Source organism: Pedobacter paludisoli, from assembly GCF_052344095.1.
Lineage (GTDB): Bacteria > Bacteroidota > Bacteroidia > Sphingobacteriales > Sphingobacteriaceae > Pedobacter.
The window spans coordinates 3,777,726-3,790,633 of the sequence record NZ_CP179926.1 but is presented as its reverse complement, the minus strand read 5'-3'; the positions used below and the strand labels follow the sequence as shown (position 1 = coordinate 3,790,633).

The 12,908-nt window shown below is 37.8% G+C and carries 12 protein-coding genes; 5 read left to right on the top strand and 7 right to left on the bottom strand.

All coding sequences use genetic code 11. The features are described 5' to 3' along the window. Window positions 1-18: 18 nt before the first annotated feature. The 3 genes from ACJVDK_RS15580 to ACJVDK_RS15570 form a co-directional block, all read right to left on the bottom strand. Window positions 19-291 (bottom strand): acylphosphatase, encoded by a 273-nt coding sequence (locus ACJVDK_RS15580; protein ID WP_443937589.1) that lies wholly within the window; start codon window positions 289-291, stop codon window positions 19-21. Between the two features lie 62 nt (window positions 292-353). Continuing rightward, on the bottom strand, window positions 354-1,307 hold the full coding sequence (locus ACJVDK_RS15575) for an NAD(P)H-dependent flavin oxidoreductase (protein WP_443937588.1): 954 nt from the start codon (window positions 1,305-1,307) through the stop codon (window positions 354-356). Between the two features lie 11 nt (window positions 1,308-1,318). Then, window positions 1,319-2,485, bottom strand: coding sequence for an amidohydrolase family protein (locus ACJVDK_RS15570; RefSeq protein WP_443937587.1), 1,167 nt, complete (start codon window positions 2,483-2,485; stop codon window positions 1,319-1,321). A gap of 218 nt (window positions 2,486-2,703) precedes the next feature. Between ACJVDK_RS15570 and ACJVDK_RS15565 the strand changes: the two genes are divergently transcribed. After that, entirely contained in the window at window positions 2,704-3,018 is a 315-nt protein-coding gene (locus ACJVDK_RS15565; protein WP_443937586.1) for a hypothetical protein, read from the top strand. A 65-nt stretch (window positions 3,019-3,083) separates the two neighbouring features. After that, window positions 3,084-4,415 (top strand): sigma-54-dependent transcriptional regulator, encoded by a 1,332-nt coding sequence (locus tag ACJVDK_RS15560; RefSeq protein ID WP_443937585.1) that lies wholly within the window; start codon window positions 3,084-3,086, stop codon window positions 4,413-4,415. Window positions 4,416-4,418: 3 nt separating this feature from the next. On the opposite strand, the gene ACJVDK_RS15555 is transcribed toward ACJVDK_RS15560, so the two are convergent. Next, window positions 4,419-6,767 (bottom strand): ATP-binding response regulator, encoded by a 2,349-nt coding sequence (locus ACJVDK_RS15555; RefSeq protein WP_443937584.1) that lies wholly within the window; start codon window positions 6,765-6,767, stop codon window positions 4,419-4,421. 271 nt (window positions 6,768-7,038) lie between these two features. Between ACJVDK_RS15555 and ACJVDK_RS15550 the strand changes: the two genes are divergently transcribed. Beyond that, on the top strand, window positions 7,039-7,728 hold the full coding sequence (locus tag ACJVDK_RS15550; protein ID WP_443937583.1) for a helix-turn-helix transcriptional regulator: 690 nt from the start codon (window positions 7,039-7,041) through the stop codon (window positions 7,726-7,728). A 74-nt stretch (window positions 7,729-7,802) separates the two neighbouring features. On the opposite strand, the gene ACJVDK_RS15545 is transcribed toward ACJVDK_RS15550, so the two are convergent. From ACJVDK_RS15545 to ACJVDK_RS15535, 3 genes are all read right to left on the bottom strand, one after another. Next, on the bottom strand, window positions 7,803-7,994 hold the full coding sequence (locus ACJVDK_RS15545) for a cold-shock protein (RefSeq protein ID WP_443937582.1): 192 nt from the start codon (window positions 7,992-7,994) through the stop codon (window positions 7,803-7,805). Between the two features lie 143 nt (window positions 7,995-8,137). Further along, window positions 8,138-8,647 (bottom strand): hypothetical protein, encoded by a 510-nt coding sequence (locus tag ACJVDK_RS15540; RefSeq protein ID WP_443937581.1) that lies wholly within the window; start codon window positions 8,645-8,647, stop codon window positions 8,138-8,140. Between the two features lie 203 nt (window positions 8,648-8,850). After that, window positions 8,851-10,392 carry a trypsin-like peptidase domain-containing protein gene (locus ACJVDK_RS15535; RefSeq protein WP_443937580.1) on the bottom strand — a complete coding sequence of 514 codons (1,542 nt, stop codon included), beginning with the start codon at window positions 10,390-10,392 and terminating at the stop codon, window positions 8,851-8,853. Window positions 10,393-10,632: 240 nt separating this feature from the next. Between ACJVDK_RS15535 and dapF the strand changes: the two genes are divergently transcribed. Then, the gene (gene dapF, locus ACJVDK_RS15530; protein WP_443937579.1) at window positions 10,633-11,418 is read left to right on the top strand and encodes a diaminopimelate epimerase; all 786 of its coding nucleotides are present in this window, start codon (window positions 10,633-10,635) and stop codon (window positions 11,416-11,418) included. A 316-nt stretch (window positions 11,419-11,734) separates the two neighbouring features. Continuing rightward, complete coding sequence (locus tag ACJVDK_RS15525) at window positions 11,735-12,898, top strand: efflux RND transporter periplasmic adaptor subunit (protein ID WP_443937578.1); 1,164 nt, start codon at window positions 11,735-11,737, stop codon at window positions 12,896-12,898. The last annotated feature ends 10 nt before the right edge of the window (window positions 12,899-12,908 follow it).

Sequence of the window (12,908 nt, the reverse complement as noted above, 5' to 3'; positions counted from 1 at the left end):
CGTACTTTAAAGGAGCTCCTATTTTTTTAAAATTTCGAAATTACGGTAATTTTTCAGCTCGCCTTCACTCACTTCTACCCCGGAAACTCTCGAACGATCGGGACCTTCATGGCACCAATTCACAAACTCTTCTAAGAAAACTTCGTCACCTTCGGCCTCTACATACACCGAACCATCTGCTTCATTTTTAATAATGCCATGTACCGACATTTGATTGGCAATGATTTTGGTTGTTTCTCTAAACCCAACCCCCTGCACTTTCCCGGTTATCCGAATATTGAGATGTTTCATTTTATAAAGCTAAACTATTTAATGCTGTAAAGGTACTAATCGGCTGTAAATACCCAACCTCGTTATGCAATTTGAAGGGCTAAATCCTGCATTTTTTTCAGTTCAAGTTTAAATTCAGCCCAAATTTCTGCTAAAATTTGTTTTGCAGGTTTTATTTCATCCAGCATCGCTGAAACTTGTCCGATTTCCAATTCTCCGTTCTCCATATCGCCTTCAAACATACCTTGCTTAGCACGGGCGCGGCCCAATAATGTCAGCAATTTTTCTCTATTTGCTCCTTCAGCCTCGGCCTGATAGACGCTTTCTGCAAATGTATTTTTCAGCAAACGCACCGGAACCAATTTTTTCATCGCCAATTTAGTATCGCCCTCTTCCGCCGCTAAAATTTTACTTTTAAAGGCCGTATGAGCTGAAGATTCCTCGGCCACGGCAAATGCCGAACCAACTTGAATGGCTTCTGCACCAAGTGCAAAACAGGCCAACATAGCTTTTCCACTCGCAACTCCGCCTGCAGCAATTACCGGAATATGAACCACTGATTTAATCATCGGCATCAAGCATAAGGTAGTTGTTTCTTCGCGTCCGTTGTGCCCTCCGGCTTCAAAACCCTCCGCAACAATGGCATCCACACCTGCTTCTTGGGCTTTCCTAGCAAACTTTGTGTTCGACACCACGTGAACCACTTTCAAACCTTTCTCTTTTAAAAAGGATGTCCAGGTTGCCGGATTTCCTGCTGAGGTGAACACAATTTCAACCTGCTCTTCAATTATGATGTGAATTATTTCCTCCACATTTGGGTACATCAAAGGAATGTTCACACCAAAGGGTTTATCGGTTGCCTGTTTACATTTTTGAATGTGACTACGCAATACATCGGGATACATAGAACCTGCGCCAATGATACCGAGTCCGCCTGCATTTGAAACCGCCGAAGCCAACGCCCATCCACTGCACCAAACCATTCCGGCTTGAATAATCGGATATTGAATATCAAACAGTTTGCAAATCGAATTCATATAGCTTTCTATTAAATTAATCGTTCAACTTCATCACTTAAAATTTGAAAATCACTTGATAATTTTATCAAATTAAGTCCCGGTTTTTTTCCTTTTTCTATGCTTCCAAACTGATTTGACAGCTCCAAAAACGCTGCGCCATTTTGTGTCGCCCATTTTAAAAGTGTTTCAAACGGAATACCTTTTTCTTTTTGTAAGAGCTGCATCTCAGCTAAAATATTGAGTTGATGGTTACTTGCCAAACTGTCGGTTCCGAGAGTTATTTGTATGTTTTCTGACGCTAGCATATTTACATCCGGCAAAGCGTTTTCAATGTATTTATTCGCCAAAGGGCACAAGCACCAATACAATGTTGCCCCATGTTGTTGCGCAAAATCAATATCTTTTTTATCGGTTTGGGTATTGTGTACTAACAGCATTTTCTGGTTACGCACATGAGGCAACCACGTTTGCAGCGATGTTTTACCACTTGGAGTAAAAAATGAAATATCCAATCCTAAGCATGTATACAATTTCAAAAAATCACCTGTTTTCTCTTGAAAAAAGGCGTTCTCATGGGGTGTTTCTTGGTTATGAATACTTAAAAATGAAGGGTCTGCTTCTGCTTCAGCAAAAATTGATGCAAACAATTCTTTAGATACCGAATAGGGCGCATGTGGCACAATTGATGTCGGTAAAGGGCTAAATGCTGCTTTTAGTTTTTTTGCAGTTGCCATAATCTCATCTGCTCGCGCAGGATTAAATCCCATAGCCTCCACAAAGGTGTGATAATAGAGTTTGCTTTTCTCCTTAACAGTTTTAGAAATTATTTGATTCGAAATATCACCCACGGCTACAATACCATTCTTATACATCGCTGCATCGGCCGCTTCCATGCCCTGCTGAATTGCCTCAGTTGAACTTTGCCTGTTTTTAATAATGGACTGCACAAACTGCACCAAGCCTGTGTGCTCGGGAATTTGCCCCAAAAGATGTGATAATTCCAAATGACAATGCGTGTTCACAAATCCCGGAACAATTGCGCCTTGGTACTTTTCAATAGGCTCGCTTAAAGCTGTGGCCTCCGAAGCGGATAAAACCTCTATTATTTGGCCATCGGCCGATACCACAACAACTCCATTTTCTATTAGAGCCTCGCCTACTGGGAAAATCCAATCAGCTGAAATGTACTTAAGCATAATGCAAATTAAGAGATTTTTGAATGAATCAGCTCAGAAATTATGTTAATTAATCTTTCATGTATTTGTAGGAGAATCCTACAGATTGTGGAGAAACGCTACAACTCCAAAACGCCAATAATACCCTAAACAATTAAAAATCAATATTTTAACATATTGGCACAGTTATGATTCCTTATGAATCAATTATCCATCAATTTAAATTATATTCAATTACCATGAAAAAATTCATTTTATCAGCTACATTTTTAGCTTTCGCAGGATTATCAGCAGTACAAGCAAGTGAAACAAACAAATTAAATTCGGTGTTAACTGTTGCCGTTCAAGACAGCGTGGTAAAAACACCTATAAAATTAGAGGAGTTACCAGAAGCAGTTACTACGGCATTAAAAAGCGATGAATACAAAGGTTGGACCCCTACCGAAGCATGGGCTGCAAAAGAGGGAACAAAAGAATATTTCATTATCAATGTAAAAAAAGAAGCAGAATTAGGTTCTATTAAGCTTGATAAAGACGGAAAACCAGTTCAATAAGCAATAAGATAGTTGCAATCCCTATGGAAAAGCCAGATTTTGTCTGGCTTTTCGTATTTTTGTACATGGCAAAAATCCTAATTTTAGAAGATGACACTGCATTTGCTCAATTATTAGAGAATTATTTAGTTCGGAATCATTTTCAAATTACGCTTTGTACTCAAGTAAAACAGGCTGTTAAGCTGATCGAAAAAAACGATTTTGATTTACTTTTGTTGGATTATCGTTTGCCCGACGGCACAGGCTTTGACGTTTTGTCGCAAACGCGAGATTTAGGCATTCATATGCCGATTATTATCATGACTAGTTTCAACGATGTGCGGACAGCGGTTAAATCGATACAATTGGGTGCTTTTGATTACATCACAAAGCCCATAAATCCGGATGAGCTCTTGATGGTTATTCGCGACTCGCTTTCAAAAAAAGAGCATAAAAAGGAAAGCCCCAAAAACGTTGTCCCAAATCTCATTAAAGGTGAAAGTGCTTTAGCAACCAAATTACATGAGCACATTAACTTGGTTGCACCAACCAACTTATCGGTATTGATACAGGGCGAGAGTGGTACCGGCAAGGAATATGTTGCGCGTACTTTGCATAAAGAAAGTAATAGGGCCGATCATATTTTTATTTCAATAGATTGTGGTGCATTATCGAAAGATTTAGCTGCCAGTGAATTATTTGGTCATGTTAAAGGCGCCTTTACTGGTGCATTGAACGATAAAAAAGGACAATTTGAATTGGCCGATGGAGGGACGTTATTTTTAGACGAAGTAGGTAATTTAAGCTACGAGGTACAAGTTAAGTTGTTACGGGCATTACAGGAGCGAGTGATTTCACCTGTAGGGAGCGAAAAGCAAATCCATGTGAATGTGCGAATTCTTGCTGCCACGAATGACGATTTAACAAACAGCATTCAACAAGGAGAGTTTAGAGAAGATTTGTACCACCGATTAAACGAATTTAAGATTCAATTACCGCCATTACGCGAAAGAGGCAAAGACATCGAATTGTTTATCGCACATTTTATTGAACAATCGAACCACGATTTAGGACGAAAGGTAAAAGCGCTTTCACCCGAAACAAAATCACTCCTTCTCAAATATGATTGGCCAGGAAACTTACGCGAATTAAGCAATGTAATCAAACGAATGGTTTTGCTTACTAAAGACGAAGTTGCTCAAATAGATGCCCTACCCGATGAAATGGCTAATGCCGTTAAAGAACAACAATTACCCAGTGCTACCAGCGATTTAAAATTTATGCAAGAGCAAAATGAGAAACTGCTCATAACCGAAACGCTCATAAAAGTTAAATACAATAAATCAAAAGCAGCTAAATTATTAAACATCGATCGTAAAACGCTTTACAGCAAAATGGAACGCTACGGAATTGATTAAAACTTAGGCTTGAAATTCCATTTGTTCAATATGCAGCATTAAGTTATTCAATTTTTGAAGCTGCACATGAATCGATTTTTTCAGGTCTTCTGTTAATCCGTATTTGACGATTGCCAATTCCAAATCTCTAAATTTTTCGGCGAGCTTTTTTGCTCCCATTTGGGCCGTTCTACCAGCCAAGCGGTGCACCACTAATCGACATTCATCGGCTTCATTTTTAATCATTCCTATGCTTAATTGTTCCGCATCGGCTATGCAATCTTCTTTAAATGAAGTTAAAATTTTTCTAAATACATGTGGGTCGCCAAAAGTCATTTTTTCAATAGAAGAAAAATCATATTCCGGAATTTCGGGTTGGCTTTCTACTTTTTCGAATATATGCAATAAGTCTTCGGCCTTAAATGGTTTCAAAATAATTCCATCAAAGCCTTCGCTGAGTATAATTTCGCGTTCTTCAGGTAAAACTTGCGCAGTAATGGCATAAAAACGCACATTTTCGTCCACTTTTTTCTTTAATAGATGAAACAATTCCAACCCTGTCATTTCTGGCAATCGCATATCCAATAACACGTATTTTAAATCGCTGCCGGGTTGTTCCTTTAAAACTTCACCAACCGTACCAAAACTTCGGTATGGAATTTTATTCTTTTCAAAAATCAATTCACATAAATTTCGAATCAAGCTATCATCGTCAACAATCCAAACCCTTCCAGTATGTATAAACTGATATTCTTCGGGGGTAAAAACTTCCTGTAATTTCTCGGATGTATGTTCATATTTAAGAAAAATGGTAAAGGTTGTTCCTTTTCCTTCTTTGCTTTTCACATAAATTCTTCCCTCTTGATTTTCAATTAAGGATTTCACAATTGGTAAGCCTAAGCCCGTTCCGCTTTGGTTAATGGCCTGGTGTGCAAGGGAGTCAATTTGTTCAAACTCATTGAATATTCTGCTGATATCTTTTTTGGCAAAGCCGATGCCGGTATCTTCAATAACAAAATTAAAGTGCAAATCCTCTCCCTGTTGCTTAGCTGACACCGCTAATTTCACTTCGCCCTTTAAGGTGTATTTAATCGCATTCCCCAGTAAATTAAACAATATTTGCTTCAATCTAAACGCATCTCCTTTAACGCACAATACACCCTCCAAATCAAATTGTGTAATTAGCTTTAACGACTTCTGTTCCGCAAGGGGATGCATTACATCGACCACTTCATTCAACAATTTTTTCAAATCGAAAACCTGTCGTACAAAACGAACCTCTCCAGAAATAATCCGATTATAATCGAGCACTTCATTTACAATCTGCAACAAATGGATAGACGACTGATAAATAGCATTAATATCTTTCTTCTCGGGTTTCTCTACTTCAGAAATTAGCTCGGCATAGCCAATAATGGATTGCAAAGGTGTTCGGATTTCGTGGCTCATATTGGACAGAAAACGTTGTTTGGCTTTCCCATGATACTCTGCTTCATCCTTGGCATTTTCTAAGGCTTTACGATAGCGATTGCTTTTGGTAATATCCGTTAAAATCAAAAAAAGCAGCACGACTGTGATTAATAGAAAAACCACAATGATGCTGGTAATTTGGGTAATACCATTCCCTACAACTTCTTTCGCTTGTGCATTATTTAAATCAGCCTGCGTCACAGCTTCTGTTTCTACTTCGCGTAAAATACGCAGCATCTGTTTGGTTAATACATTGCTAGCGGTGTTTAATTCGGCTTCGCGCTTTAAAAATTTTGCACTTTTTTGTCGTTGTTCTACCTCAATATTTTTCAGTGCAGCATTAATATCAACCATAATGCTATCTTCAGCTTTGGCATTTAGGGTATCGCGCTTAATCTTAAATTCTTCGTTAATAATCTTGTATACCTCTGCCTTCTTCTTCCCAAAAAGCTTACTCAAAAAGCTACGGGATTTCTCTGGTTGTTCTGGTGCTAATGTGGTGGTAGAAGTGGTGCTTTCAGTCGTTAACACTGCGCTATCCGTTCTGCGTCCTTGTTCGCCAACCAATTCACTCAATTTTTGTACTTCCGATGAAAAAGATTCAGTATTTACAAGCGTTTCGCGTACCTGTAAATACATTAAAAATTGTTTATCGCGGTCTAGTAAAAGGCCCTTAATTAATTTTATACGGCGCAGCTGCTCTGTATCCCCTTGATAGAGCTTACTAAGCGTATCCAAACTTGCGCGTAATTTTCTCGATTCTTTAATAAAACCGTAATCTCCTTGTTTATTGAATGCTTCGGTGCGTTGCAACTGGTCTAATTGCGCAACTTTATGTGACAAATCGTTTACCATGCGTAAACGAATATTGGGCTTTGAAATTTGTTCAACGGTAACCAGCATCCGCGAAAAAACAAAGCGACTAATTCCCCATGCCAACAACAATGCGAAACAGGCGAATAAAAAAACTAAAATTACCTTTCCTTTTATTGCTCGAAAAAATCGCCTCTGAACCTCTGCCATGAACTAATTTGGGATTGTGTTTACTTAGAATAGCTACACAAATAGCATACCAGTAAGGTTTTGATAAATGAATAAAAGGAACGTATATAAATCTGAAAAGCGCGATTACTCGGATTAGGAAAGATTTACGTAGTTTTAAAAAACGTTACACATGAATCGAATCGACCGTCTTTTTGGTATTTCAACATTGTTACAAGCTCGAAAATACACTTCGGCAGAGAACATAGCAGAACAATTTGAAATGAGTATACGTACGGTTTACCGTGATATCAGAGCATTGCAAGAACAAGGCATCCCCATTGGATTTGAAAAAAATAAAGGATACTTTTTAATTCAGGGATTCTTTTTACCGCCAGTTATGTTCAATACCGATGAAGCCAATGCCTTAATATTGATTGAAAATTTAGTGGCTGGCTTTGGCGACAATTCTACGCGCGCGCATTATGCTTCGGCATTAACAAAAGTAAAAGCCGTTTTAAAAACCAAACAGAAAGAAAATTTAGAAAATTTAAATCAAAAAATCAGACTCCAATTACCTGAAAGGCTCCAATTTGATTTCGAATACCTATCCGTTATCCAATTAGCTATTTCGGAAAAACGCATCATACAAATTGATTACAAAAACGCAAAAGAAGAAGCTAGCAAAAGACAGATAGAACCTATAGGATTAATTTTTTATGCTTTTAGCTGGCATTTAATTGCGTGGTGTAAGCTGAGAAAAGAATATCGTGATTTTAAGTTAGTTCGGATAGTTAATTTACACAAACTGGATGCGCCTTTCGAAAAAACAGACCACATGGAGCTGAGCGATTACATGCATCTTTTGCCTGTGAATTACTAGAAATTGGAAAATGAGGGCAAAAAAAAAGTCCCGATTTGCATCGGGACTTTTTACGATTTATGTTATGAGTGTTCTTAAGCTACTTTTACATTTACCGCGTTTAGGCCTTTTCTACCTTCTTCTACGTCGTAGGTTACGGCATCATTCTCACGAATGGTATCGATTAAGCCTGAAGCATGAACAAAAATTTCGGCATCGCCATTTGATGGGATGATAAAACCGAAACCTTTAGTTTCATTAAAAAATTTTACTGTTCCTTGTTGCATTATATTGTATTTTATTTTTACAAAGGTAATTTTAAATACCTATAAAGCAATTTTTTTTATCTCGAACCTTAACTATTTTTTTCTAAACAGCATTTAGACGAGTTAGAGCTACATTTTTTAAAAATTCAATGCAAAAAAAATACCTAACTATACACTAATTCAGCATTTTCATGATAATTTATGGCAATTTCTGAACTTAATTTAATCATAAATGATTCAGTATCAATCTTTCCATCGTAACTCACTAAAAGCACATCATCAATGATTTCATGTAGTACCAATTTCGGACTGGTGTAGGTTACACAAATAACATGACCTGCTTTGTTTAATAAATCCGAGGAATGGATAGTCAGCTCGGCTAAATCAAATAAAATAGATTTACCTGAAGTATCTTGAACGTTTGGCATTTTATTGTCCAAGTTTCCAAGGGTATTCATCACCACAAAATTTAAGCGCTCTTGTAAAGCAATTGCTTTTGGATTCGCCTGCAGCATTTGTTTATAGGTATGCAAGGTATTGTTGAAGCTATAAATTTTAGATGCTTTTTGAAATTCTGAATAGGTATCATGAAACATCCTTCTTTCAAAATCAGTGCGGCACATGAAGTTGAAGTATTGTTTAAAACTAAGGTTAATATGAGCCAATGCCATCATGTTTTGTTTATGTGGGTACAAATATGAATACTTTGAAAAATAAAAAACAATAGTAATCGGTAAAAGCATCGGTTCCATCGGTAAAATGACAAAACCAAAACTTAAATTACTTGTTGTGATTAAAAAAATGTGGATTTAGGGAGGATGGGCTATCGAATAGCAAAAACAATGCCCCTCATGTAAAGGGGCATTTTTTGTTTTATTTAGGGCGCTTGAAAGCTAAAGCTAAAGCTTCCTTCTGGACTTACGCCTGACATATAGATAATGCCATTACTTTTTGTTTGCGGCAATGCTTTTTGAACATCTGCAGTGCTGTTTACGGCTTGGCCATTCACTTTTGTGATAACCAATCCCGGTGTTACACCTAAATTATCAAATAATTTTCCGGTAGCAACTGTTTTAACTACAACCCCACTATTTACTCCGAATTTCGTTTTTTGTTCGGCAGATGCAGGTGCAAAAGTAGCGCCTAATTTAGAAATCTCTACACTTTTTGTAGCCGCATTGGCTGATTTTATACCTACACTAGACTCGCCTTTCAGTGTTACTTTATAGTCTTTTAAAGCACCTTCTCTTAAAACTGTTAAGGTTACTTTATCGCCTGGATTTAAACGTCCGATTTTCTCTGTTAAATCCGGTGAATCGTAAATAACAGACCCATTCACTTTTTTAATGATATCGCCTGTTTTGATTCCTGCCTCTGCAGCACCGCCACCCGCAACAACATCGCTTACATATAATCCGTTAATCTCTTTCGTTTTTAACTCCTCTCTGTTATCAGAACTTAGCGGCACATAATTTACACCGATATATCCTCTCTTAACCGAACCGTATTTCATGAAATCGTCTACTACCTTACGTGCTAAGTTAATGGGAATAGCAAAACCATAACCTTCGTTACGACCGCTTTGCGAAGCAATAGCAGAGTTAATACCAATCAATTCTCCAGTTGCGTTTACTAAAGCACCACCGCTATTACCCGGATTGATGGCCGCATCCGTTTGAATGAACGCCTCAATACCTGAACTTGGCGCAGCTTGTGGTCTTTTACCCGTACGACGGTATTCTTCATACTCCTCTTGTGTCATTTGAGGATTTCTTTCGCGACCGATAATACCAATACTTCTCGATTTGGCACTTACAATACCTGCAGTAACAGTCGTATTTAAATCTAAGGGATAACCTACAGCTAACACCCATTCACCTACCTGAACATTATCGGAGTTACCCATTTTTACCACTGGTAAATTCGACTCATTCACTTTTATCAATGCCAAGTCGGTATTTGGGTCGCAACCGATAACCTTTGCTTCAACCTTTCTTCTATCCGTTAGAATAACCTCTACTTTTTCAGCATTTTCAACCACGTGATTATTGGTCATAATGTATCCATCCGGACTAATAATTACTCCTGAACCCGAAGCTGCACTTGGCTGGCGTTGCATTCCACCTCCACCACCAAAGAAATCATCGAACATATCAAATGGCGAAGAACCTCTCTCTGATTTTGACGCCGCATAGCTAGTTTTAATATGGACAACCCCCGGTGCTACAGCTGCTGCTGCTTGCGTAAAATCGTTACCGCCTGGCGAAGCTACTTTTAAAGGGTTATTGGCAAAATACAAATCCTGTTTTTCTGAAATTGTACTACCGATTGAGTTACGTTCTATTAATTTGTAACCGCCTATGGCTGCTGCACCTCCTATTAATGCAGCTAATACTGTAATTCCAAATATTTTTTTCATTTGTTTATTATGTTAATTTGGGCGCAAGGGACTTCTTTATTTTTTGATTTAAGCAAAATGCCCTGGCAATTCTATCCTGCTTAAATTTTCTTTACAAACGAATAGTCAAATTTAATACCATATAAACGATATTTGTATGGCAAAAGCTCATGATAGTGTGTTAAAAAATGTTAAATCAAAAAACAATATACACAACAATCAGTAAGCATTTCAAATATTACATATATAAATGAAGATTAGATGAAAATTAATTTCTTTAAATATCAAGGAGCTGGCAACGATTTTATTTTAATAGATCATACCACAAGTCCTTTGCAAAACATCGATAATAGCTTCATTGAGCAATTGTGCGACCGAAGATTTGGCATTGGAGCCGATGGTTTAATGTTTCTGACCAAACACCCTGGATACGATTTTGAAATGCATTATTTTAATGCGGATGGCAAAATTGGTAGCATGTGCGGAAACGGTGGACGTTGCATTGTGGCCTTTGCCAAACAACTTGGTATTATTGACAAGGAAACAAACTTTTTGGCAGTTGACGGCCCTCATTATGCCAGAATTTCAGAAAATGGCGACTGGGTTGATTTACAAATGATTGATGTTGATACGGTAAGCAAAGATGGAGAAGCATATGTGCTAAACACCGGCTCTCCACATTACGTAGCCATGCAAAGCGAACTAAAAACACGAGATGTTTTTAAAGAAGGAAGAGCCATTCGATACAACGATAGATACATAGCCGCTGGGATAAATGTAAATTTTGTAGAAGATATGGGCGACCACTTATTTGTGCGTACCTACGAACGTGGTGTTGAGGATGAAACCTATGCATGTGGCACAGGTGTTACAGCGGTAGCCATGGCCATGGCTATCCACAAAAACAAAACCGGCCACATTAAAACCGATATAAAAGTTTTAGGTGGAGATATCAAAATTGAATTTGATTACGATGGACATCGCTTTACCAACGTATTTTTATGTGGCCCTGCAAAACTCGTTTTTGAAGGCGAAGTAAGCCACTAATAACTGTCTTGCGTTTACCTAATCGCTTGTTAGGTAAACGCTACAACAATCCTCCTCCTTTTAAAAATTCTGTCCGTTAAACAACCCATTTAACATTTAGAGCTCTTCTGTCGCAGAATATTTACACAACAAAAAAGGCTTTTCAAAAGCACTCAAAACACTGTATACAAGTTAATTAACAATGTTTTACCTGGATAATAAATCAATCGATTGATTAAATGACAGAATTTCGACAGAGATAAATTTCGCTCGGCTTTATTTTTGGGCTTTCAAAGTCAATTCAAGGCTCACAAAATATTATTTCACACAAACAACTATGAGAAGAGTAACAACCATTTTTTTTAGTTTAGGTATTTCTACTATTCTGGCATCTTGCGGGAGCAACGATGCATCTAAAAAAGCGCAGACCTCAACTGAGCCGCAGCCCTATCCTGTTTTTTCTGTAAGCGCACAATCCACTACCCTCGATTCTGATTATCCAGCAACTGTTGAAGGCATACAAAATGTCGATATACGTCCGAAGGTAGATGGTTTTATCGAAAAAATTTATGTTGATGAGGGGGCAACAGTTAAAAAAGGCCAGTTACTTTTTACCATTAATGCCCCCCAATACGAACAACAAGTTAGAACAGCAAATGCAGCCATTAGCAGTGCGGAAGCAGATGTAATTACGGCGCAGCTACAAGTAAATAAAACCAAGCCTTTGGTAGAAAAAGACATTATCAGCAAATATGATTTAGATGCCGCAAACCTATTATTACAGAGCAAAAAAGCAGCATTGGCACAAGCTAAGGCGGCTTTGGTAAATGCCAAAGTAAATTTAGGATATACCAGCATCTCAAGTCCCGTTGATGGCGTTATTGGAAGCATTCCTTTCAAAGCAGGAAGTTTAGTAAGCAGCACCAATGCACAACCCCTAACCACGGTTTCAGATATTTCGAAAGTATATGCATACTTTTCAATGAATGAGAAACAGCTTTTAGATTTTAGCACGTTGTACTCAGGCAAAACACTTGCCGAGCAAATTAAACATATTCCAGATGTTAGTTTAGTGTTAGCGGATGGAAACGTGTATGCACAAAATGGAAAAATAGAATCCATCAATACGCAATTAAACACCAATACGGGTTCAGCTAGATTACGTGCCACGTTCCCAAATCCAATTGCTTTACTAAAAAGCGGTGCCAGTGCTTCTGTTCGTATTCCAAAGCATGTTGAAAATGCAATCTTGATTCCGCAAAAATCAACCATGGATTTACAAGGGAAAAAATTTGTTTATCGTCTTGGCGATTCTTCTAAAGTAATGAGCACAGAAATCGAAGTCATGGAATTAACAAAAGGCAAGTTCTATGTGGTAACGAAAGGCTTAAAAACCGGAGATAAGTTGATTCTTGAAGGTTTCCAATCGTTAAAAGATGGCGTTAAAGTTAAGCCTGAAGAACAAAACAACGACTTGGTTTATGCAGAAATAAAAAAATAGTCCAAATACC

What these genes read in the sequence shown, in the direction of transcription:
- ACJVDK_RS15540 (WP_443937581.1), bottom strand. Translation starts at nt 8,647, where the DNA reads ATGATGGCATTGGCTCATATTAACCTTAGTTTTAAACAATACTTCAAC.
- dapF (WP_443937579.1), top strand. Translation starts at nt 10,633, where the DNA reads ATGAAAATTAATTTCTTTAAATATCAAGGAGCTGGCAACGATTTTATT.
- ACJVDK_RS15575 (WP_443937588.1), bottom strand. Translation starts at nt 1,307, where the DNA reads ATGAATTCGATTTGCAAACTGTTTGATATTCAATATCCGATTATTCAA.
- ACJVDK_RS15560 (WP_443937585.1), top strand. Translation starts at nt 3,084, where the DNA reads ATGGCAAAAATCCTAATTTTAGAAGATGACACTGCATTTGCTCAATTA.
- ACJVDK_RS15570 (WP_443937587.1), bottom strand. Translation starts at nt 2,485, where the DNA reads ATGCTTAAGTACATTTCAGCTGATTGGATTTTCCCAGTAGGCGAGGCT.
- ACJVDK_RS15580 (WP_443937589.1), bottom strand. Translation starts at nt 291, where the DNA reads ATGAAACATCTCAATATTCGGATAACCGGGAAAGTGCAGGGGGTTGGG.
- ACJVDK_RS15550 (WP_443937583.1), top strand. Translation starts at nt 7,039, where the DNA reads ATGAATCGAATCGACCGTCTTTTTGGTATTTCAACATTGTTACAAGCT.
- ACJVDK_RS15525 (WP_443937578.1), top strand. Translation starts at nt 11,735, where the DNA reads ATGAGAAGAGTAACAACCATTTTTTTTAGTTTAGGTATTTCTACTATT.
- ACJVDK_RS15535 (WP_443937580.1), bottom strand. Translation starts at nt 10,392, where the DNA reads ATGAAAAAAATATTTGGAATTACAGTATTAGCTGCATTAATAGGAGGT.
- ACJVDK_RS15555 (WP_443937584.1), bottom strand. Translation starts at nt 6,767, where the DNA reads ATGCTGGTTACCGTTGAACAAATTTCAAAGCCCAATATTCGTTTACGC.
- ACJVDK_RS15545 (WP_443937582.1), bottom strand. Translation starts at nt 7,994, where the DNA reads ATGCAACAAGGAACAGTAAAATTTTTTAATGAAACTAAAGGTTTCGGT.
- ACJVDK_RS15565 (WP_443937586.1), top strand. Translation starts at nt 2,704, where the DNA reads ATGAAAAAATTCATTTTATCAGCTACATTTTTAGCTTTCGCAGGATTA.